The organism is Sphingosinicella rhizophila (assembly GCF_032378825.1).
Classification (GTDB): domain Bacteria; phylum Pseudomonadota; class Alphaproteobacteria; order Sphingomonadales; family Sphingomonadaceae; genus Allosphingosinicella; species Allosphingosinicella rhizophila.
Window position 1 is genome coordinate 1 of the sequence record NZ_JAVUPU010000003.1, and the last position, 19,474, is coordinate 19,474.

19 protein-coding genes are annotated in these 19,474 nt (G+C 63.1%); 16 read left to right on the plus strand and 3 right to left on the minus strand.

Going from position 1 to position 19,474, the window contains the following annotated elements; genetic code table 11:
- Window positions 1–435: 435 nt before the first annotated feature.
- The 9 genes from ccoN to hemN are packed head-to-tail and all read left to right on the plus strand — an operon-like array spanning window position 436 to window position 9,457.
- Window positions 436–2,154: a cytochrome-c oxidase, cbb3-type subunit I gene (gene ccoN, locus RQX22_RS06030; RefSeq protein WP_315725526.1), complete on the plus strand. Its 1,719-nt coding sequence runs from the start codon at window positions 436–438 to the stop codon at window positions 2,152–2,154.
- A gap of 10 nt (window positions 2,155–2,164) precedes the next feature.
- Window positions 2,165–2,899: a cytochrome-c oxidase, cbb3-type subunit II gene (gene ccoO, locus RQX22_RS06035; RefSeq protein WP_315724639.1), complete on the plus strand. Its 735-nt coding sequence runs from the start codon at window positions 2,165–2,167 to the stop codon at window positions 2,897–2,899.
- Window positions 2,896–3,054, plus strand: a complete 159-nt coding sequence (locus RQX22_RS06040) for a cbb3-type cytochrome c oxidase subunit 3 (RefSeq protein WP_315724641.1) — start codon at window positions 2,896–2,898, stop codon at window positions 3,052–3,054. Before ccoO ends, RQX22_RS06040 begins: the two co-directional genes overlap by 4 nt.
- Window positions 3,047–3,973, plus strand: a complete 927-nt coding sequence (ccoP, locus tag RQX22_RS06045) for a cytochrome-c oxidase, cbb3-type subunit III (protein WP_315724642.1) — start codon at window positions 3,047–3,049, stop codon at window positions 3,971–3,973. The genes RQX22_RS06040 and ccoP overlap by 8 nt, the downstream gene beginning before the upstream one ends.
- The gene (gene ccoG / locus RQX22_RS06050) at window positions 3,960–5,420 is read left to right on the plus strand and encodes a cytochrome c oxidase accessory protein CcoG (protein WP_315724643.1); all 1,461 of its coding nucleotides are present in this window, start codon (window positions 3,960–3,962) and stop codon (window positions 5,418–5,420) included. The genes ccoP and ccoG overlap by 14 nt, the downstream gene beginning before the upstream one ends.
- Window positions 5,417–5,872 (plus strand): FixH family protein, encoded by a 456-nt coding sequence (locus RQX22_RS06055; protein ID WP_315724645.1) that lies wholly within the window; start codon window positions 5,417–5,419, stop codon window positions 5,870–5,872. Before ccoG ends, RQX22_RS06055 begins: the two co-directional genes overlap by 4 nt.
- The gene (locus RQX22_RS06060; RefSeq protein WP_315724647.1) at window positions 5,869–7,995 is read left to right on the plus strand and encodes a heavy metal translocating P-type ATPase; all 2,127 of its coding nucleotides are present in this window, start codon (window positions 5,869–5,871) and stop codon (window positions 7,993–7,995) included. The genes RQX22_RS06055 and RQX22_RS06060 overlap by 4 nt, the downstream gene beginning before the upstream one ends.
- Window positions 7,992–8,138 (plus strand): cbb3-type cytochrome oxidase assembly protein CcoS, encoded by a 147-nt coding sequence (ccoS, locus tag RQX22_RS06065; protein WP_315724649.1) that lies wholly within the window; start codon window positions 7,992–7,994, stop codon window positions 8,136–8,138. The genes RQX22_RS06060 and ccoS overlap by 4 nt, the downstream gene beginning before the upstream one ends.
- Window positions 8,138–9,457, plus strand: coding sequence for an oxygen-independent coproporphyrinogen III oxidase (hemN, locus tag RQX22_RS06070; protein ID WP_315724651.1), 1,320 nt, complete (start codon window positions 8,138–8,140; stop codon window positions 9,455–9,457). Before ccoS ends, hemN begins: the two co-directional genes overlap by 1 nt.
- Before the next feature lie 361 nt (window positions 9,458–9,818).
- On the opposite strand, the gene RQX22_RS06075 is transcribed toward hemN, so the two are convergent.
- Genes RQX22_RS06075 through RQX22_RS06085 form a run of 3 tightly spaced genes read right to left on the minus strand, consistent with a single transcriptional unit; the run spans window position 9,819 to window position 12,699 of the window.
- Window positions 9,819–11,114 carry an acetyl-CoA hydrolase/transferase family protein gene (locus RQX22_RS06075; RefSeq protein WP_315724653.1) on the minus strand — a complete coding sequence of 432 codons (1,296 nt, stop codon included), beginning with the start codon at window positions 11,112–11,114 and terminating at the stop codon, window positions 9,819–9,821.
- 8 nt (window positions 11,115–11,122) lie between these two features.
- Entirely contained in the window at window positions 11,123–12,382 is a 1,260-nt protein-coding gene (locus tag RQX22_RS06080; protein WP_315724655.1) for an MgtC/SapB family protein, read from the minus strand.
- Window positions 12,383–12,399: 17 nt separating this feature from the next.
- Window positions 12,400–12,699, minus strand: a complete 300-nt coding sequence (locus RQX22_RS06085; protein WP_315724657.1) for a hypothetical protein — start codon at window positions 12,697–12,699, stop codon at window positions 12,400–12,402.
- 272 nt (window positions 12,700–12,971) lie between these two features.
- Between RQX22_RS06085 and RQX22_RS06090 the strand changes: the two genes are divergently transcribed.
- From RQX22_RS06090 to RQX22_RS06115, 7 genes are all read left to right on the plus strand, one after another.
- Window positions 12,972–14,054, plus strand: a complete 1,083-nt coding sequence (locus RQX22_RS06090) for a CaiB/BaiF CoA transferase family protein (RefSeq protein WP_315724659.1) — start codon at window positions 12,972–12,974, stop codon at window positions 14,052–14,054.
- 259 nt (window positions 14,055–14,313) lie between these two features.
- Window positions 14,314–15,597: a tyrosine-type recombinase/integrase gene (locus tag RQX22_RS06095; protein WP_315724660.1), complete on the plus strand. Its 1,284-nt coding sequence runs from the start codon at window positions 14,314–14,316 to the stop codon at window positions 15,595–15,597.
- A 277-nt stretch (window positions 15,598–15,874) separates the two neighbouring features.
- Window positions 15,875–16,081: a helix-turn-helix transcriptional regulator gene (locus RQX22_RS19290; protein WP_410001606.1), complete on the plus strand. Its 207-nt coding sequence runs from the start codon at window positions 15,875–15,877 to the stop codon at window positions 16,079–16,081.
- 290 nt (window positions 16,082–16,371) lie between these two features.
- Window positions 16,372–16,638: a hypothetical protein gene (locus RQX22_RS06100; protein ID WP_315724661.1), complete on the plus strand. Its 267-nt coding sequence runs from the start codon at window positions 16,372–16,374 to the stop codon at window positions 16,636–16,638.
- Window positions 16,635–16,928 carry a hypothetical protein gene (locus RQX22_RS06105; protein ID WP_315724662.1) on the plus strand — a complete coding sequence of 98 codons (294 nt, stop codon included), beginning with the start codon at window positions 16,635–16,637 and terminating at the stop codon, window positions 16,926–16,928. Before RQX22_RS06100 ends, RQX22_RS06105 begins: the two co-directional genes overlap by 4 nt.
- Window positions 16,919–17,827 (plus strand): DUF7146 domain-containing protein, encoded by a 909-nt coding sequence (locus tag RQX22_RS06110; RefSeq protein ID WP_315724663.1) that lies wholly within the window; start codon window positions 16,919–16,921, stop codon window positions 17,825–17,827. The genes RQX22_RS06105 and RQX22_RS06110 overlap by 10 nt, the downstream gene beginning before the upstream one ends.
- Before the next feature lie 143 nt (window positions 17,828–17,970).
- Window positions 17,971–19,371, plus strand: a complete 1,401-nt coding sequence (locus tag RQX22_RS06115; protein ID WP_315724664.1) for a hypothetical protein — start codon at window positions 17,971–17,973, stop codon at window positions 19,369–19,371.
- Window positions 19,372–19,474 lie beyond the last annotated feature (103 nt).

Consider the following 19,474-nt stretch of genomic DNA (forward strand, 5'->3'; position numbering starts at 1 on the left):
CTCGGCATGAAGCCGATCAATGGCCTGCGCGAAGACCAGATCATATTTCATCATCATGTCCCACCCGGCAGATCGCAGCCAGCTAGACCGAGCGACGTCGGATGCACATAAGTGAAATTACGGATGGCCGGCCATGGCTGCGCGCCTCGGACACAATCCGGTCCTTCTTTTCCCCTCTTCAGGAGCCCGTCAGGAGCCTGTGTCCAGTCGGCCCGGATCTCTTGGCCTAAGTACTTGAATGAATCCTGATTCACCTCATCGGCGGAAGCGAAGCGCTTTCACCTCGAACGACCAGGCATTCTAGGTAACATCACGTATCCGTTCCGTTCCGAGCCTTGGCTAATTGCCTCCCGACACGGGTGGGTTGCCCAATCTTGTTGCTCAACGACGGCTTCAGCCGTGCCCGGGACCATCCGGCCGCTGACGGGGATGAAGATGGAAAATCTGGTTCTGAGATCCTTTGGCTGGCTGGCCGTGGTCGTCATTGCCCTGCTGGCCATGGCAGTCTCCGCCGATTTCGGCTTTTCGGTGCATCTCGGGATTGTCGGCCTGGCAGCCTTGCTGGCGATGATCATCACGACCAACCGCACGGATTTCGGCGCTCTCGCCCAAGGCCTTGTGCGAACCGCCGCCGATGAAAGCCGTTATGACGACGATCCGATCCGCTGGGGAGTGATTGCCACGCTTTTCTGGGGCCTCGCCGGATTTGCCGCAGGCCTCTTCATAGCGCTGCAACTCGTCTTTCCCGCACTCAACCTCGGCTTGGAATATACGAGCTTCGGCAGGCTCCGGCCCCTTCACACCTCCGCCGTGATCTTCGCGTTCGGAGGCAATGCCCTGATCGCCACCAGCTTCTATGTGGTGCAGCGGACCTGCCGCGCGCGGCTCGCCTTTCCGATGCTCGCCCGCTTCGTCTTCTGGGGCTATCAGCTCTTCATCGTCCTGGCGGCGACCGGCTACCTGCTCGGCATCACCGAGGCGCGCGAATATGCTGAGCCCGAATGGTATGTCGATCTGTGGCTGACCGTCGTCTGGCTGGCCTATCTCGCGGTGTTCGTGGGCACGATCGTCAAGCGGCGCGAACCCCATATCTACGTCGCCAACTGGTTCTACCTCAGCTTCATCATCACCGTCGCGATGCTCCACGTCGTCAACAATCTGACGGTGCCGGCGAGTCTCGTGGGATCGAAATCCTATTCCCTGTTCGCGGGCGTCCAGGATGCGCTGACCCAATGGTGGTACGGGCACAATGCGGTGGGATTCTTCCTGACCGCCGGCTTCCTGGCCATGATGTATTATTTCGTACCCAAGCAGGCGGAACGGCCGGTTTATTCCTACCGTCTTTCGATCATCCATTTCTGGTCGCTGATCTTTCTCTATATCTGGGCAGGACCGCACCACCTCCACTATACGGCCCTGCCGGACTGGGCGCAGACCCTCGGCATGGTCTTCTCGATCATGCTCTGGATGCCGAGCTGGGGCGGGATGATCAACGGCCTGATGACGCTCAACGGCGCCTGGGACAAGATCCGCACCGATCCGATCATCCGCATGATGGTGATGGCGCTGGCCTTCTACGGCATGGCCACCTTCGAAGGCCCGATGATGTCGATCAGGGCGGTGAACTCGCTCAGTCACTATACCGAATGGACGATCGGCCACGTCCATGCCGGCGCCCTCGGCTGGAACGGCATGATCACCTTCGCGGCCGTCTATTATCTCGCGCCCCGCTTGTGGGGACGCACCCGCCTCTATTCGCTCCGGATGATCAACTGGCACTTCTGGCTGGCGACGGTCGGGATCGTTTTCTACGCCGCCTCGATGTGGGTAGCGGGCATCATGCAGGGGCTGATGTGGCGCGAATATGGCGCGGATGGCTACCTCGTCTACGCCTTCTCCGAAGTCGTTGCGGCGACTTTCCCGATGTACCTGGTGCGTTCGATCGGCGGCCTTCTCTACCTCGCCGGCTTCCTGGTCATGATCTTCAACATAGCCATGACGCTGAAAGGCAAGCTCCGCGACGAAAAGCCGATGAGTGACGCCGCCTTCAATCCCGCGGCCGATCGGCCGCTCCCTCCGGCAGGCACCCAGCCCGAACTCCGTTACCGCCAGCCCGCCAACGAACCCGGCGCTTCGCCGCTAGCGGCCGAATAGGACGACTGAAATGGCCTTCAAGATACTGGATCACGGGCGTCTCGAGCGCAACGTCACCCTGCTGGCGGTGTCCGCCTTCCTGGCGGTCACGATCGGCGGAATCATCGAGATCGCGCCGCTCTTCTGGATCGATTCGACCGTCGAGAAGGTGGAAGGCGTCCGTCCCTATACGCCGCTCGAGCTGGCCGGCCGCAACATCTACATACGCGAGGGCTGCTACAGCTGCCACAGCCAGATGGTCAGGCCCTTTCGCGACGAGGTCGAGCGCTACGGCCATTACAGCCTCGCGGCGGAAAGCATGTACGACCATCCCTTTCAATGGGGTTCCAAGCGCACCGGACCGGATCTCGCGCGCGTCGGAGGCCGCTATTCGGATGAATGGCATGTCCAGCACCTGAAGGATCCGCGTGCGGTCGTTCCGGAATCGATCATGCCTGGCTATGCTTTCCTGGCCGACCGCGAACTGGCGCATGTCGACATGCGCCAACACCTGAAGGCGCTCGTCCGCACCGGCGTCCCTTATGGCAAGGAGGCCGTCGAGGCTGCGAACGACGATCTGGCCGTCCAGGCCAGTGCCGATGGCGATGCCGCCGCGCTGCAGGAGCGATATCCCAAGGCGCAGGCCCGCGATTTCGACGGCGATCCGGCCAAGGTGACCGAGATGGATGCGCTCGTCGCCTACCTGCAGATGCTCGGCACGCTGATCGATTTCAAGGCGGCCGCGCCGCAGGAGCAGCCCCGGTGATCTACGAACAGCTCCGCCATTTCGCCGACAGCTGGGGCCTCGTCCTCATGGGCCTGATGTGGATCGCCCTGGTCGGCTGGGCCTTCCTTCCCGGCAACCGGAATCGCAACCGCGACGCCGCGCATATGATCTTCAAGGACAGCGATCATGGCTGACAAGAAAAGGATCGATCAGCCCACCGGTACCGAGACGGTGGGTCATGAATGGGACGGAATCGAGGAGCTGAACACGCCCCTTCCCCGCTGGTGGCTGTGGACACTCTATGCAACGATCGCCTGGGCGGTCGTCTATGTGGTCCTTTATCCGGCATTGCCGATGGTCAGCCGGGCGACCGAAGGGGTGCTGGGATGGTCGAGCAGGGGGCAGCTCGAAGAGGAGCTTGCCGCCGAACAGTCGCGGAGGGGGCCGTTGCTGCGCGCGCTCGCGGCGACTCCGGTCGAACGGCTTGCCGATCAACCCCGGCTGATGCAGGCCGCTATCGAAGGCGGCCGCGCCGCGTTCAAGACATCCTGCGTGCAATGTCACGGTTCGGGCGCTGCCGGGTCGCCCGGCTATCCTAATCTCAACGACGACGACTGGCTGTGGGGCGGCGATCTCGAATCGATCCATTTCACCATCGAACATGGGGCAAGACAGCCCGGTCATGACAAGACCCGCATGTCGCAAATGCCCGCCTTCGGCCGGGACGGCATTCTTCAGCCGCGGGAAATAGCCGATGTCACGGCGCATGTGCGCACCCTTTCAGGCCAGCAGAAGGTGAATGCCGCCGCCCGCCGCGGCGCCGGCCTTTTCGCCGCCAATTGCGCAGTCTGCCATGGCAGCGACGGCAGCGGCAATCGGAGCGTCGGTGCCCCGAACCTGCGCGATTCGATCTGGCTCTATGGCGGGGACGGCGCAGCCATCGCCGCCACCATCGCCAACAGCCGTTACGGCGTTATGCCGCAATGGGGCAATCGCCTCGATCCGGTGACCGTAAAAATGCTTGCCGCTTATGTTCATTCCCTGGGTGGCGGCGAACGAAAGCGGCCGCAATTGGCGCAAGCGGGGGGAGCGGCGTCCGATGGCAAGCCCTGAGGACCTGACCGGAGTCGAGAAGAGTCTCTATGCGAAGCGGGAGCCCGTCTGTCCAAAAGCGGTGGACGGAAAATTCCGACGTCTGAAATGGCTGATCATGGCAGTCACGCTGGCGATTTACTACGTCACGCCATGGCTGCGCTGGGATCGGGGCCCCTATGCGCCGGACCAGGCGGTACTGGTCGATCTGGCCCACCGCCGCTTCTACATGTTCGGCATCGAGATTTGGCCGCATGAATTCTATTATGTGGCCGGCTTGCTCATCATGGCCGGGATCGGCCTGTTTCTGGTGACCTCCGTCGTCGGACGCGCATGGTGCGGCTATGCTTGCCCGCAAACGGTGTGGACCGATCTCTTCCAGCATGTCGACCGGCTGGTCGAAGGTGACCGGAACGCACAGATGAGGCTTGCCAAGGCACCCTGGACCGCGTCCAAGATCGGCAAGCGCGCCCTTAAATATGCGATCTTCCTTCTGATTTCGCTGGCAACCGGCGGGGCGTGGATCTTCTACTTCGCCGACGCGCCCACGCTTGCCCACGACCTGATGGCGGGCGATGCGGCCGATGTCGCTTATGCCACGGTCGGTGTCCTGACGGCCACCACCTTCGTCCTCGGCGGCTTCCTGCGCGAGCAGGTGTGCATCTACATGTGTCCCTGGCCGCGCATCCAGACAGCGATGCTCGACGAGAGATCGCTGCTCGTGACCTATAAGGAGTGGCGCGGCGAACCGCGGCACCGGGGAACCAAGAAAGCCAGTCTGGCCGACCTGGAACTCGGCGATTGCATCGATTGCTACCAGTGCGTTTCCGTCTGCCCGACCGGCATCGACATACGCGAAGGGCCGCAGATCGGCTGCATCACCTGCGCGCTTTGCATCGACGCCTGCGACAAGGTGATGGCTCAGATCGGAAGGCCGCGCGGCCTGATCGATTATGCGACCCTGGAGGATTGCCGGGCGGAAGCGCAAGGCGGCGAGGCCACGCCGGTCCTGAAGACGATCCTGCGTCCTCGCACCCTGATCTATTTCGCCATCTGGATCTCGGTCGGCCTGGCCATGCTGTTCGCCCTCGGCGAGCGGACACGCGTCGACATCAGCGCCCAGCCCGAACGGAATCCCGTCTACGTCCTCCTTTCCGACGGTGCGGTGAGAAACAGTTTCACGGTCAAGATCCGCAATATGCAGGCGCGGCCGCGCGAGATGGAGGTGGCGATCACCGGCCTGGCCGGTGCGGCCATCTGGACGGACGCAGGAGGCCGGGAAAGGGCCGGGGCGACCTTGGTGACGAATGTGCCGCCCGATGCCCTCGCTAAACTCCGTATATTCGTGGCAGCCCCTTCAGGTGGAGAGACAAGAGACGAATTCTCTTTCACCGTCCGGGCGCTGGATGCCGACGGTGGAAGCGACAGTGTCGATGCCGTTTTCGAGCGGCCGGGGACGGAACGATGACGAAGCGCTTCACCGGCTGGCACATGGCCGCGATCCTGGTCGCATTCTTCGGGACGGTGGTCGCCGTCAATCTGACGATGGCGACCATCGCCACACGCACTTTCGGCGGCACAGTGGTCGACAATAGCTACGTGGCCGGACGAAGTTTCAATGCCTGGCTGAAGGCCGCACGTGCCCAGGAGAAGCTCGGCTGGACTTCCCGGGTCGCTCTCGATGAACGGCGCCTTGTCGCCGTCGCCGTGCTCGAACAGGGCAGCCCCCCCGAAGGCCTGGTCGCGAGCGGACTGGCTCGGCACCCGCTCGGGAGGGAGTCAGACATTGCGTTGCGGTTCCGGCCGACTGGCGTCGGGAATTTCCGGTCCGACCAGCCGCTGCCGCGGGGGCGATGGCTGCTGCACCTCGAACTCCGACGTGGCGGCGATACGGTGCGCCTGATCGAAAGCGTGTCATGACCCTCGCCGTCGTCATGACCGGACGCGAGTCGCTCGTTCGCAGCGTCTTTGCGGTTCCCGCCATCCATTGTCCGTCCTGTATCTCGAAGATCGAGAGAGGCCTGGAGCCGGTGGCCGGCATCGCTGCGGCGCGCGTGAACTTCACCTCCAGGCACGTCGCGGTCGATCATCTGCCCGAACTTTCACTGCCCGACATCCAGGCAGAGATCGCCAACCTGGGTTTCGAAGCGCAGCCCATCCCGTCCGCGGGCGCGCAACCCGGTTCGTCGGAGACCGGGGCGCTGATCCGGGCGACGGCAGTGGCCGGCTTCGCTGCGATGAACGTCATGCTGCTTTCGGTGTCGGTCTGGTCGGGGGCGAGCGGCGTAACGAAGGACCTGTTCCACGCAATATCGGCGCTGATCGCAATCCCCACCGTCGCCTATTCCGGGCGGGTCTTCTTCAAGTCGGCGTGGCGCGCTCTTCGACACGGCCGCACCAACATGGACGTTCCGATCTCGATCGGCGTCCTGCTGGTGACGGCGATGAGCCTGTTCGAAACGCTGACCGGGGGCCCGCATGCCTATTTCGACGGCGCGGTCATGCTGCTCTTTTTCCTGTTGCTCGGCAGGTTACTCGACAGCGTCATGCGCGACCGCGCCCGCAATGGCATCGCCTCGCTTCTGAAGCAGAGGGCGGCGGGCGCGCTGGTATTGAAGGAAGGCGGTGCCAGCGAGTGGATCGAGGCGGAGCGCCTGGCACCGGGGATGCGCATCATGGTCGCCGCGGGGGAGCGGCTGGCGGCCGACGGCATCGTCGAGGCGGGCGCCAGCAGCATGGATTCCTCCCTGCTTACCGGAGAGAGCGTCCCAAAGAGGATTGCGGCCGGCGATGAAGTCCATGCAGGCACCATGAACATGGGCGCTCCGCTGACGGTGCGGGTGACCGCGGCCGGCCCGGACACGGTGATAGCCGACATGGCGCGGCTGATGGAGCAGGCCGGGCAGGGGCGGTCGCGCTACGTCCGGATCGCGGATCGCGCGGCAAGGCTCTACGCCCCTACCGTCCATGCGCTGGCGGCCGCTTCGTTCCTGACATGGCTCGCCATGGGCGCCGGATGGCACCAGGCGCTGCTGGTCGCAACCGCAGTCCTGATCATCACATGCCCTTGCGCGCTGGGCCTGGCCGTACCCGTCGCCCAGGTCGTCGCGGCGGGCGCGCTGATGCGGATCGGGATATTGGTCAAGGACGGTTCGGCGCTGGAGCGGCTTGCCGAAGCCGACCGGATCCTCTTCGACAAGACCGGCACGCTGACCCTGGGCCGTCCGGAGCCCGTGAATCTGGATGCCGTTCCGGCAAATCTCAAACCCATCCTCCTGGGGCTTGCACGCGCAAGCAGGCACCCGCTCAGCCAAAGCTTGCGGCGAAGCCTCGAGCGCGAAGGGATCATGGCCGCGGAGCTGACCGGCCTCGCAGAGGAACCGGGTTTCGGTGTTCGCGCTTTCGACAAGGCCGTTGCCGTGTCGCTCGGCCGCCCCGCCCGAAGTACCGGCGATGCACTTGCGACATCCTTCACCGTCGGCGACGGCGCACCCATCCTCCTTCATTTCCGTGACGCGATCCGACCCGATGCCGCGGCAATGCTGAAACGGCTTGAGGCGATGGGCCTGGAGGCCTCGATCGTGTCCGGCGATCGGCCGGCCGCGGTGCTGCCCGTCGCGCGCGCTTTGCGATTGACGGCTCAGACCGGGATGCAGCCACGCGACAAGCTGGATGCGATCGCCCGGCTCTCGGGTGGCGGTCATAAAGTGCTGATGGTGGGCGACGGCCTCAACGACGGTCCGGCCCTGGCGGCCGGCCATGCATCCATGGCCCCCGCATCGGCGAGCGACGTCGGCCAGACCGCGGCCGATATGATATTCCTGGGTGACAGTCTTGCGCCGGTCGCCGCCGCCATCCGGCTGGCGCGCCGAACGATGCGCATCGTCGGGCAGAATTTCGCGATCGCCATCGGCTACAACATCATTGCCGTGCCGCTGGCCTTTGCCGGCCTGGTCACCCCGCTGGTGGCCGCGCTCGCCATGTCCGGTTCTTCGATCATCGTCGTCGGCAATGCTCTGAGACTGGCGAGGAGAGAGAAATGACCGGCCTCGCGGTGCTGATCCCGGTCGCGCTCCTACTGGGTCTGTCGGGCCTTGCCGCCTTTTTCTGGGCCATCAGATCGGATCAGTTCGACGACCTCGATGGCGCCGCATTGCGCATCCTGATCGACGACGAAGAAGACTGATGTGGACCTATCATCCCGAACTGCTTGCGACACCGGTGCCTCGTTATACGAGTTATCCTACCGCCGCCGAATTCCGTGACGGGATCGATTCTCGGGAGATCGAAGGCGCCTTGGGCGCAGTGCCGGCCGACGCCGCCATCTCGCTATACCTGCACATTCCCTTCTGCCGGGAAATCTGCCGGTATTGCGGGTGCAACACGGGCGCGGCGAACAAGAAGCATCGCCTGGCCGGTTATGTGGATGCGCTGGAGTCCGAAATCGACCTCGTGGCCGGTCGGCTGGCGGGTCGAGGCAGGCTGTCCCGCATATCGTTCGGCGGCGGCAGTCCGAATGCGATCGGTCCGGAGGATTTTCTGCGGCTGGTGGAAAGGATCAAGACGGGCTTTCGTGCCAGATCACCGATCCTGTTCGTCGAAATCGATCCCCGCAGCCTGGACCGGGACTGGGCCGAGATGATGAGGATCGCCGGCGTGACGCGGGCCAGTCTCGGCGTTCAGACATTCGCACCCCATGTGCAGAGCGCGATCGGGCGCATCCAGCCGGGCGGCATGATCCGGGAGGCCGCGGAACGGCTGCGCCAGGCCGGAGTCTCTTCCCTCAATTTCGATCTGATGTTCGGATTGCCTCTTCAATCGTCGCTCGACCTGGAGGACACGCTTCGCCAAGCCGCCGTCATCCGCCCCGATCGCATCGCATTGTTCGGTTATGCCCATGTTCCGCATCTGATAGCACGGCAGCGGCAGATCGACTCCGCATCCCTGCCGACTGCCCCGATCCGGTTCGAACAGGCCCGGCTTGGCCACGATTTCCTGTCGGCCGCGGGATACCAGTCCGTGGGTTTCGACCATTTCAGTCTGCCGGGCGATCCGCTTGCCATCTCCCGCAGGAGCGGTCGCCTCCGGCGCAACTTCCAAGGTTTTACCGACGATCAAAGCGAATATCTGATCGGACTGGGGGCGAGCGCGATCAGCAGCTTTCCCGATCGGATCCTGCAGAACGAGAAGAATGCCGGACGCTATCGCCTGCGGGTCTCCGGCGGCCGATTCCCTGTCTGCAGGGGCGTGGTTCGGACGTCGCAGGACGTTTCGAGAGCGCGGATCATCGAGGATCTGCTGTGCCACGGAGAGGCGGCGATCCCGCCCGTATTCCTGAGCCCTGCCAAGCATCGGTTGCGTCCGTTCGAGGATGCGGCCCTGATCGCGTTTTCCGGCAAGAGATTGAAGCTGGCCCCTGAAGCCCTCCCATATGCGCGCGCGATCGCGGCGGCTTTCGATGTCTATCGGCAGCCCGACGCGCGGCGGTTCAGCAACGCCATCTGATGGGACGCGGCATCGAACGAGCCTGTTCGGGCCTGGCGCTGTTCGCTGCCGCGATGATAGGGGTCACGCCCTCCGGGGCTGCCGCCGATGCCGATCTGGTCTGGATGAGCCTGTGCACTGGGGATGGCGGAGTCCAAGCCATTCTTGTCGACCGGCGTGATGGCCGATTGCCCGACGGGAGCGCCAAAGCCTGCCACGCGGCCTGTCTCAGAGAGGAAAAAAGAGCCCGCATGCAAAGATCTGTCCCTTGAGGACGTGCGGATCGGCGCGATACCGGACGGTCTAAACATTTGAATAGAGGTTGATTCACGTCATCGGCGGAAGCGGGAAGCGCTTCCACCTCAAACGACCAGGCTCCAGGCTAAGGAATTGTCGAAGCCAGCACCTCCCGGAAGCGAGGATGCGCGATGGCGATCAGCGCGTCGGCGCGCTCGCGAAGCGACTTGCCCTTGAGATCGACCCATCCATATTCGGTTACGACGATATGGGTATCGTTGCGGGGCGTGGTCACCGGCCCCTCGAGCTGCGGCACGATCCGCGAAAGCGTGCCGCCTTTCGCCGTGGAATGACAGGCGATGATCGACTTGCCTCCTTTGGAAGCACAGGCGCCGCGTACGAAGTCGAGTTGACCCCCGGACCCGCTATACTGCCGGCCCAGCAGATGTTCCGAATTGCAGGCGCCGCCGAGGTCGATCTGGAGGGTGGCGTTCACCGAAACGACCTTGTCGTTCTTCGAAATATGGCGGGGGTCGTTGACGATCTGGACGGGTGCGCTGTGCATGGACGGATTGTCGTCGAGAAAATCGTAAAAGGCGCGGTCCCCCATGGCAAAGGTGAAGACGCTGCGGCCGCGATAGGTCGTCTTGAGCCGGTTGGTGACGGCACCACGCTCGATCAATCGGGCCAAAGCCGGCGTCATCAACTCGGTATGGATGCCGAGGTCGCGATGATCTTCGAGCAGTGCGCAGACGGCGTTTGGAAGCGTCCCGATGCCCATCTGGAGGCACGATCCGTCCTCGATCATGGCGGCAATCGATCGGGCGATGATTTCATCCTCCGGGCAGCTCGGCGAAACCTCGAAGTCCAGAAGCGGCGTGTCATTCTCGACGATCCCGTCGACTTCGGAGACGTGGAGAAGCGATTCCCCGAAGACGCGCGGCATATTCGGATTGACCTCGACCAGCAGCCGCCGTGCGCTCCGGGCGACTGTGGTCGCGTAATCGTTGCTGGTGCCGAAGGTGAACCAACCGTTTCGGTCCATCGGCGACACGGTGGTTATGAAGGTGTCGACATCCACTCTTTCCGACAGCAATCGCGAGGAATCGCTGAAGGCCACCGGCACGAAGTCGATTGGGCTTGGGCCGTCCGGCTGTGCCCGGATCAGCTCCCGCTCGATCCGGCTCAGGAACATGCAATGCGGCCGGACCCGGTCCAGGAGCTCGCGCCGGAGCAGGGTGCGGGCGGCATGTTCGACCGAATGAAAGTACCAAAGGTTGAGTTCCGCCAGCGCGTTCGAAGTCACGCGTTGCGCGAGCGCGGCAAGCAAGGCGGGCGGTTCCGCCACCGCCATCCCCATGACGATATTGGCGCCGGAGCGGATTCCGGCGACGGCGTCGGCAGCCGCCATGAGCTTCGAGCGATACAGGGTAGAAGCCATGTCCATGCTCAGCTCAGCTTGATCAGGATCGGAAGGAGGAGGGCCGCTGATGTGGCACCGAGCGTTGCCGATGCCCAGGGCGCCCGACTGCGCGCAACGGCGAGCAGGAGGCCAAGCTTGAACAGGGTATTGAACAGGATCGGCGCAGCGATGGCCAATGCGATCGAACGCACTGGAAGAGCGTCGGGCGGCAACGCGCCGACGGCTGCGATCGCCGCATCGATATCCGCGGTCCCGCCCAGGGCGATGACCAAAGCGCCGCCTCCCTGGCCGAAGCTGGCTTCCGCCCAGGCGGAAGCCAGCGAGATTGTCGCAACGGTCGCCGCGAAGAGCAAGGCGAGGCCAAGTCCCGGCGCTTTTGGCGGCTTGGTTCCCGCCTCCAGCCTGGCCCCGCGGCAGCGATAGAGAAGGACGGCGGTGGCGGCGGCCGCCACGGCGATTCCGGGTCCGATCAGGGCGGAGATCGGGGAGAGCGCGAACGGCGCCAGCAGGGCGACCAGGAGCAAGGCGCGGAACAGCATTTCCAACGACGCGATCGCCACCGCCGCCTCGGCCGCGGCATTGGCGCCGCCGTCTCGGATATGTCTTGCGCTGTCGAGCGTCACCGCCGTCGAGGACACGAGGGCACCGACCACGGCCGTCACCAAAGCGCCGCGGCCCGTGCCGAGCCAGCGGGCGAGTCCGTAGCCGACAAAGGAGATGGCTCCGGTCACCACGACGACCATCCACAGCCTTTGCGGATTGAGAGCGTCGAAGGGGCCCATGCCGACATTGGGGAGGAGCGGCAGGATCACGAACACGACCAGAATGAGCCGGAGCAGCGCCTTGATATCCGCTTCGCTGGTGAGCTGGAGCGCTTGGTGAAGGCCTCGGCGCGACGCGAGCAGGATGACGGCAGCGCCGGTTCCCACCGAAGCCAGCGCCATGTGACCTGTCGTCGCACTCGCGCCCAATCCGAGCGTCAGGATGGCAGCGATCGTGGATGTGGCGCTCACATTATCGTCGCGCAGCATGTCGCCGCGATAACCCAGCAGCAAGGCTGCGATGGCGCCGCCGCCGAGAAGGAGACTCAGAATTTGCGAGGGGCCGGCGAGTCCGATGCCGATGAGTCCGCCCAGGAGCCCGATCAGCCCGAAAGTCCGAATTCCCGCGACACGGCCGCCGGGCTTTTCGCCACGCATGCTCCAGCCGCGCTCGACGCCCAGCAACATCCCGATCGCGAGCGCGAGCGCCAGTCCGGGCAGGAAGTCGGCAGGGGACGAGAGCATGACTTGCGCCGGAGCCGTCAGGGGTTCTGTGTGGGCCAGATGTGGCCGAGCGCCGCGGAGACCGCCGCGATCAAGCCGCCAGCAAGGCCTCCGAAGACCGACGAACCTACCAGTCCGGTGAGGAATTCGGTGGCCGTGAAGAATTCGGCTCTGGTGAACATCCGAATATATTCGTGGGCCATCGCGCCAGCCGGCAGGAAGGCCGACATCCAGCAAAGGCCGAACAGGATCACGGCGGTGATGGCACCCGTCGCCGCGGAGCGCATGATGCCGGGCCTGCGCATCGCTGCGGCATGAAATCCAGTCCTCCTTGCCACGCATTCCTCCTGTCGCAATCGCCAGGGAATGATCGGTTGCCGTTCGCTCCGGGTCGATAGGTACACTTACTGATCATCAAGGCGCGTCCAAGGCGCGACGAACACGCCGCCGCTCGACGGTGTCAGATCCTCCTCCGGTGCAGGGACGAACCCGATGGAGGGGAGATCGACCCGACCTCCATCGATCGGGTGTCCGATACCATGATTCATGATAGTCGAATTCCGGGTGCGCTCCTGCCCCGGTTCCGGCAAAATTGGGATCGAAGAACAGAATGAACGAAGTTGGCAAGGGACCATTGTCCGGCGTGCGCGTCGTCGAGTTTACCGGCATCGGGCCAGGGCCGCATTGCGCGATGCTGCTGAGCGATCTGGGCGCTGAAATCCTCCGCATCGAGAAGGAGGGCGGCAATGGCTGGCCGAACGCGATCGCCGATCGGGGCCGGGCGACGGCGACCGTCGATATCCGCACGGACGCCGGACGCGCGTTCTGCCTGGAGGTATGCGCCCGGGCGGATGTCGTGATCGAGGGCTTCAGGCCGGGCGTGATGGAGCGTCTGGGCTTGGGACCCGAGGTATTGCTCGGGTGCAATCCGAGGCTGGTCTATGGACGCGTAACCGGGTGGGGACAGGATGGGCCGCTCGCCCAGGCCGCCGGCCACGACATAAATTATATCGCCCTGGCCGGCGCGTTGGACCCGATCGGGGAGAAGGGAGGAAGATCCATTCCTCCGCTCAACCTGGTGGGCGACTTCGGTGGCGGGTCGATGCTGCTGGCCTTCGGCATCGTCGCCGCGCTGTTCGAGCGGGGACGGTCGGGGCTCGGCCAGGTCGTGGATGCCGCGATCGTCGACGGCGTCTCGTCGCTGATGAGCTTCTTCGATGGATTGCGGAAGGACGGTCAGGTTTCGCTAGATAGAAGCGAGAATGTGCTGGCGGGTGCTGCGCCATTCTATCGTACCTATCATTGCAGGGACGGGCGCGAAGTCGCCATCGGTTCGCTCGAGACGAAATTCTACAGGAGCCTTCTCGAGCTGATCGGTGCGCCGGTCGACTTCCTCTCCGCGCAATATGATGCGTCCACATGGCCCGAGCGCGGTGAAATGCTCGCCGCCATCTTCGTCCAGCGCGATCTGGCAGACTGGGTCGCACTGCTCGAAGGAACGGACGCCTGCTTCGCACCGGTGCTGAAGCTCGGCGAAGTCGCGGATCACCCTCACATGAAGGCTCGATCCGCCTATGTGTCGAAGAATGGAAGAGCACAATGCGCCCCCGTGCCGCGTTTCTCCCGGACGCCCGGAGAAATCCAGGACGCAAAAGGAGCCGAGGAACTCCTTGAGAAATGGCGCGCGTCTTAGGCGGATTTCGACATCCGGACCGCGCAGCGACGCAACGCATCGATTAGGAAGATTTTGGCGCGCCCGGCAGGATTCGAACCTGCGGCCCCAAGCTTAGAAGTTTTGTGGTCCTATTTTCGGTAGTGTTCCGATACGTTCGATAACTCCCCAAAAACTGCCACTTCTCCCTAGCCGCTTATTCCATTATGTTCGTTCATTGACGCCAGATTTCGGATGGCGTGATTACGTAGCGATTACGCGAGGCCACAAGATGCCATCCTTGAAGATAACAAAGCGCGCGGTCGACGCCTTGTCGGCCCCGGCCTTGCGCGACGAATATTACTGGGACAATGATCCGCAGGGCCCTCAAGGTTTCGGCTTACGAGTGACGCCGCGGGGCGTGAAAAGCTTCGTGTTTCAATACCGCCTCAAGGGGCGTGCGGCGCGACGACTGACCATTGGCCGATATGGCAACGTCACCGCGGACCAAGCGCGCTCGATTGCACGCGCACATTCCTACAACGTTGCCGGCGGATCCGATCCAATCGAAGCTCAGCGTAAGAAGGCGCGCGATGCCAAAAACCTTTCGTTCGAAAGCTATGTCGATCGTTTCGTGGAAGGATACCTGAAGGAAGCGTGGCCCGACTCCTGGGTAGAGGCGAAGGCGCGCATTGCGAACCATGTTACACCGCACCTCCGTGGGAAGCCGCTCCCCGAGATTACGGCTAGCGACCTCGGTGCGATCCTTGACAACTTGAAGCCACAGAAGGCTTTGGCCAGGAACACGTATGTGCTGTTGCGCCTCCTGTTCAGTTGGGCGGCCGAGCCGGAGAGGAGGGATATCGACCGGTCTCCGATGGAAGGCATGCGTCCCCCCGCGAAGCCGAAGGATCGAAAGCGGGTCCTGACGCCCGACGAGATCGTCGCAGCCTGGCGCGCGAGCTACCAGCTCAGCGACCCATTTGGCCCGTTTGTGCGGTTGCTGTTCGCGACCCTTCAGCGGCGCAACGAAGTGGCGAAACTGCCTTGGAAGGAACTGCGTCAGGAAGATGCTCGGTGGCACATGGAAGGGGACCGCGCCAAGAATGAGGAGGACCATCTCGTTCACTTGAATATGCTGGCCGTGGCCGAGCTGGATGCTCTCGGCTGGAAGCGGCGAGGTTTCGTCCTCACGACCACTGGCACTTCCGGCATCAGCGGCTTTTCCAAGATGAAGAAGAAACTGGATGCAGCCATGCTGCCTATCCTTCAGGAACTAGCCGACAAGCGCGCAGAAGTTATGGGCGAGGACGTGCATCCCGTCACGTTCGAACGTTGGACACTGCATGATATTCGGAGGAGCGGCACGACGGCGCTCCAAGCGCTCGGCTTCCCAATTGAGGTGACGGAGAAGGTTATCAATCACAAGTCGGGTGAAGTTTCCGGGGTCGCCAAAGTATATAATTTATGGGCGTATGAGCCGGAAAAGAGGGCAGCCCTCACCTCGTGGGGAGAATATTTGGAACGGTTGGTGAAAGGGGCTGATGCCTCGAGTGTGATTTCCCTTGCCGATCGGCGGGCCTAAAAGTCGCAGCTGAGATTGACGTTATCGCCGCGCCATCGGACGGGGCCGCCTCGGTGGCCGCCGCCGCCTCCTTACCATGCTGCGCATCAGCCCAAGGTTGCAGTCGCCCCTCCCTCCAAGATGGTAATTTCATCGGGTAGGAACAGTATCCAAGTCAACAGAACTATTCTCCCGAATACCAAATAATTCGTTTGGTCGTCCCTACCTGCTGCGACGTAGAATCCATTACCATTGTTGGGGTGGGGTCTTGTCCTACCTCGTGGCTGGAGTGACTGAAATGATCGATGAAGATGCTTTGCTAACGTTGCCCGAGGTGGCGAAACTGCTGAACGTTCCCACCAGTCGTCTTTATAAGGGGAGGGTCTCGGGCACAGGTGTCCCCCCTGCCATCAAGCTCGGTCGGCTAATACGGTTTCGTCGCGGTGACGTTCGAGCATGGCTGGAGGCGCAGCCGTCGACCAGCAGCACCTCGGACGTAGCATGACCTATGATGTGGGTCAGAGGCGTCTCGCGGCCTAATACGCGAAAGGCCCACCCTTACGGGCGGACCTCCGGTGTCATCCTGGCCGGCGACACCCCGTTGAATACCAAGATGTTGGCTGCAAGGCAACGTCACGCTCGTACCGCATTCCGGTCGTCCGTGCTGGCCCACCGGCCGCGCCGGCAGTTGCCATTCTCATACCGTGTGGCCCGACCATGACGCGCCTCCGCCAGAAACACCCGTTCCGCCGCGCGAAGGTTTTCGTCCGGCCCGACGGCGTCGCCCGCTATTCCGTGATCCTCGCCGATGGATCGCCGGACCCGGCATTCGAACTTGGGCCCATACGCCGGACCGCCGATGCGGCTTATCAGGACGCGATGAATCTTCACCGGCAGACGGGTATTCCCGTCGATGCCTCTGACATTGATCGTGCGATGCGCCGCGCGATTGATGCCTGGAATCAGTCCTGGATGCGCGCCGAAGCCTTGGCATTGAATCGCCAGGTCGACGGTCGGCTGGCGTCCCGAACCCCGACTGACGACGGTGGGAGGGCGGCATGACGAGCGAACGACGATCTCATTTCGTCCGCGCAAGACCGGTCTATCGACGAGGGTGGAAGGTGCGAGGATTCTACGCAGTCGCCGACTGGGCGATTGCCGACGTGATCGCGATCGCCAAGGGTGAATTCGTCAGCAATTCCCGACTCAGTTGCTTGCGATCAAACGCTTGGCTGCACGGCTGGCACCTTCGATTGATCGTCGATCCAGACGACGCGCGCGCGCCAAGCAACGTGGTCCATCTCAGGGTGACCAATTCCGCCAATCCTATCGGAGCGGCAGTATGGGCGTGATTGACACCTCAGCGCTTAAGGCGGCCCGGCCTATTTCGTCGGTGATTGGGGCGAGTGTAAAATTGAAGCGCGCTGGCAGGGAATTCGTCGGTTGCTGCCCATTTCATCCCGACCGAAATCCGAGTTTTTACGTCAATGACGACAAGGCCCATGCCTGGTGCATGGCGTGCGGCTGGGACGGTGACGTCATCGACTTCCTGAAGAAATCGAGCGGCGTTGGCTTCCGCGAAGCTGCGGCTCAGCTGAGCAGCGGCAATGTGCCCATGGTCGTGGCCGCGACACTTCCTCCGGAGCCCGATCGAGATACCCGCGCAGAGGCGCTGGCGATCTGGCGTAGCGCGGTGTCGGTGTCCGGCACTGCAGCTGAGGCATATCTGCGTGCACGTGGCATCAACTGCCGAATCCCTGAGAGTCTCCGCTTCGCTCGTCTAAAATATGGGAAACGTGGCCCACAGCGTCCCGCCCTGGTCGCCTTGGTCGCGTCCGTCGACAATCGAGCGATTGGGATTCAGCGTACCTACCTCAACGCTGGCGGGACGGGCAAAGCCAAGGTCGCCAAGCCTAAACTCGCGCTCGGCGGCATCCGCGGAGGAGCCATCAGACTGGCGCCGGCGGCTGCCGAGTTGATCGTTACGGGCGGGATCGAGGACGGCCTTGCGTTGCAACAAGAGCGTGGCGCCGCCGTCTGGGTCGCAGCAGGCGAAGGCAACATGGCAAAGATGCTGCTGCCAGAGGGCACTCGTTCGGTGGTGATCGGCGCCGACCGGGATGAGCGAGGTGAAGAGCATGCCGAGCGAGCCGCCGAGGCATTCGCCGAGCAAGGCCGGTCAGTTCGGATCATCAGGCCGATGCCGGGTTTCAAGGATTTCAACGACGAATTGAGGGGGGTGGCGACGTGAACCAAGTCGCTTCCATCAAAGCAGTACCCCAAGCACCGCGGCTAACCATCACGCTCCGACCGGGGGAACTGCATCTGACCGCCACGCAAGCTGAGACCGCGCTCCTCCATGCAGGAGCCCCTCTCTACGTTCGCGGAGGAATTGTGCGTCCGATCGTCGACGAGGTACAAGCAGCCCACGGCCGAAGCACGAAAGTTGCCCGACTGGCCCATGTCGATGCCGACATGCTCGTCGACCATCTCTCCCGGTCAGCAGACTGGGTGAAACGCAGCGCCAGAGCAGGCGACTATGTGCCTACAGATCCTCCTCGCAACGTTGCTTCCACAATCTTGGCCCGTGACGGGGAATGGCGACTCCCCAGCCTTGCGGGTGTGATCACGACACCGACGTTGCGTCCGGACGGTACCATTCTGTCGGCGCCAGGCTACGATCCCGAGACCCGTTTGCTCCTTATGGATCCGCCGCCTTTGCCCGATTTGAAGGAACGACCGACCAGGGCCGATGCGATGGAGGCGCTGCATCTGCTGGACGCTCTTCTTGACGGGTTTCCGTTCGTTAATCCGGCGAGCCGGTCCGTCGCGCTCTCCAGCCTGATCACCCCCGTCGTCCGTGGTGCAATGCCGGTCGCGCCTCTTCATGCAAACTCCGCTCCGGTCGCAGGTTCGGGTAAATCCTACATCGTCGACTTGGCGTCCGCGATACTGACCGGCGACCGGGCTCCCGTCATCGCGGCTGGTCGGAATGAGGAGGAGACGGAGAAGCGGCTCGGCGCAGCCCTGCTTGCGGGTCTACCGATCGTTACGATCGATAACGTAAATGGCCAGCTCGGCGGCGATGCCCTCTGTCAGATGATTGAACGGCCAGTCGTCTCGGTTCGGCCGCTAGGGGTGTCCAGGCTCGTTCGAATTGAAAGCCGGGCTTCGATGTTCGCGACCGGCAACAACATCCACCTTGTCGGGGACATGACCAGGCGGGTCGTCCTCTGCTCGCTCGATCCAAACATGGAGCGGCCAGAACTTCGCACTTTCCGGACCAATCCGTTCGACACGGTCGTGCGAAGCCGTGGCAAATACGTGGCCGCGGCACTGACGATCGCTCGTGCCTACATGGTCGCCGGATGTCCTGACGAGCTGCCCCCACTGGCTTCGTTTGAGGCTTGGAGTAGGATCGTCCGATCAGCTCTCGTTTGGCTCGAGCAGGTTGACCCAGTCGAGACGATGGCTTCGGCGCGTGACAATGATCCGGTACTCTCAAGTCTAAGCGCGCTGCTTCACACCTGGCACCGCGCCGCAGGGGATACGTTCCAGCCGACCAGCAAGATGAAAGCGCTCGCGGATACTAGGGATGCTCGTGGCGATCTCGTGCACCCTGAGCTCCAGCAGGCCCTGCTCGAGGTTGCGGAGAAGCCGGGCGTTGGCATTGATCCGCGGCGCTTGGGCATGTTCCTCGCGCGCCACAGCGGGCGCATCGTTGACGGCCTGAAGGCCCAGGACATCCTCGACGACCACAGCAAACAGAAAAATTGGCGTGTGGTCCGGATATGATTGAACTGGGCGGATCTTCCAAGGTGGGCGCAGTCACTTAACCCTCACATGTCGAATGGCGCGGGGTTCCTCGTTATGGAAGCTGCGCTGGGGAGCGGTGTTA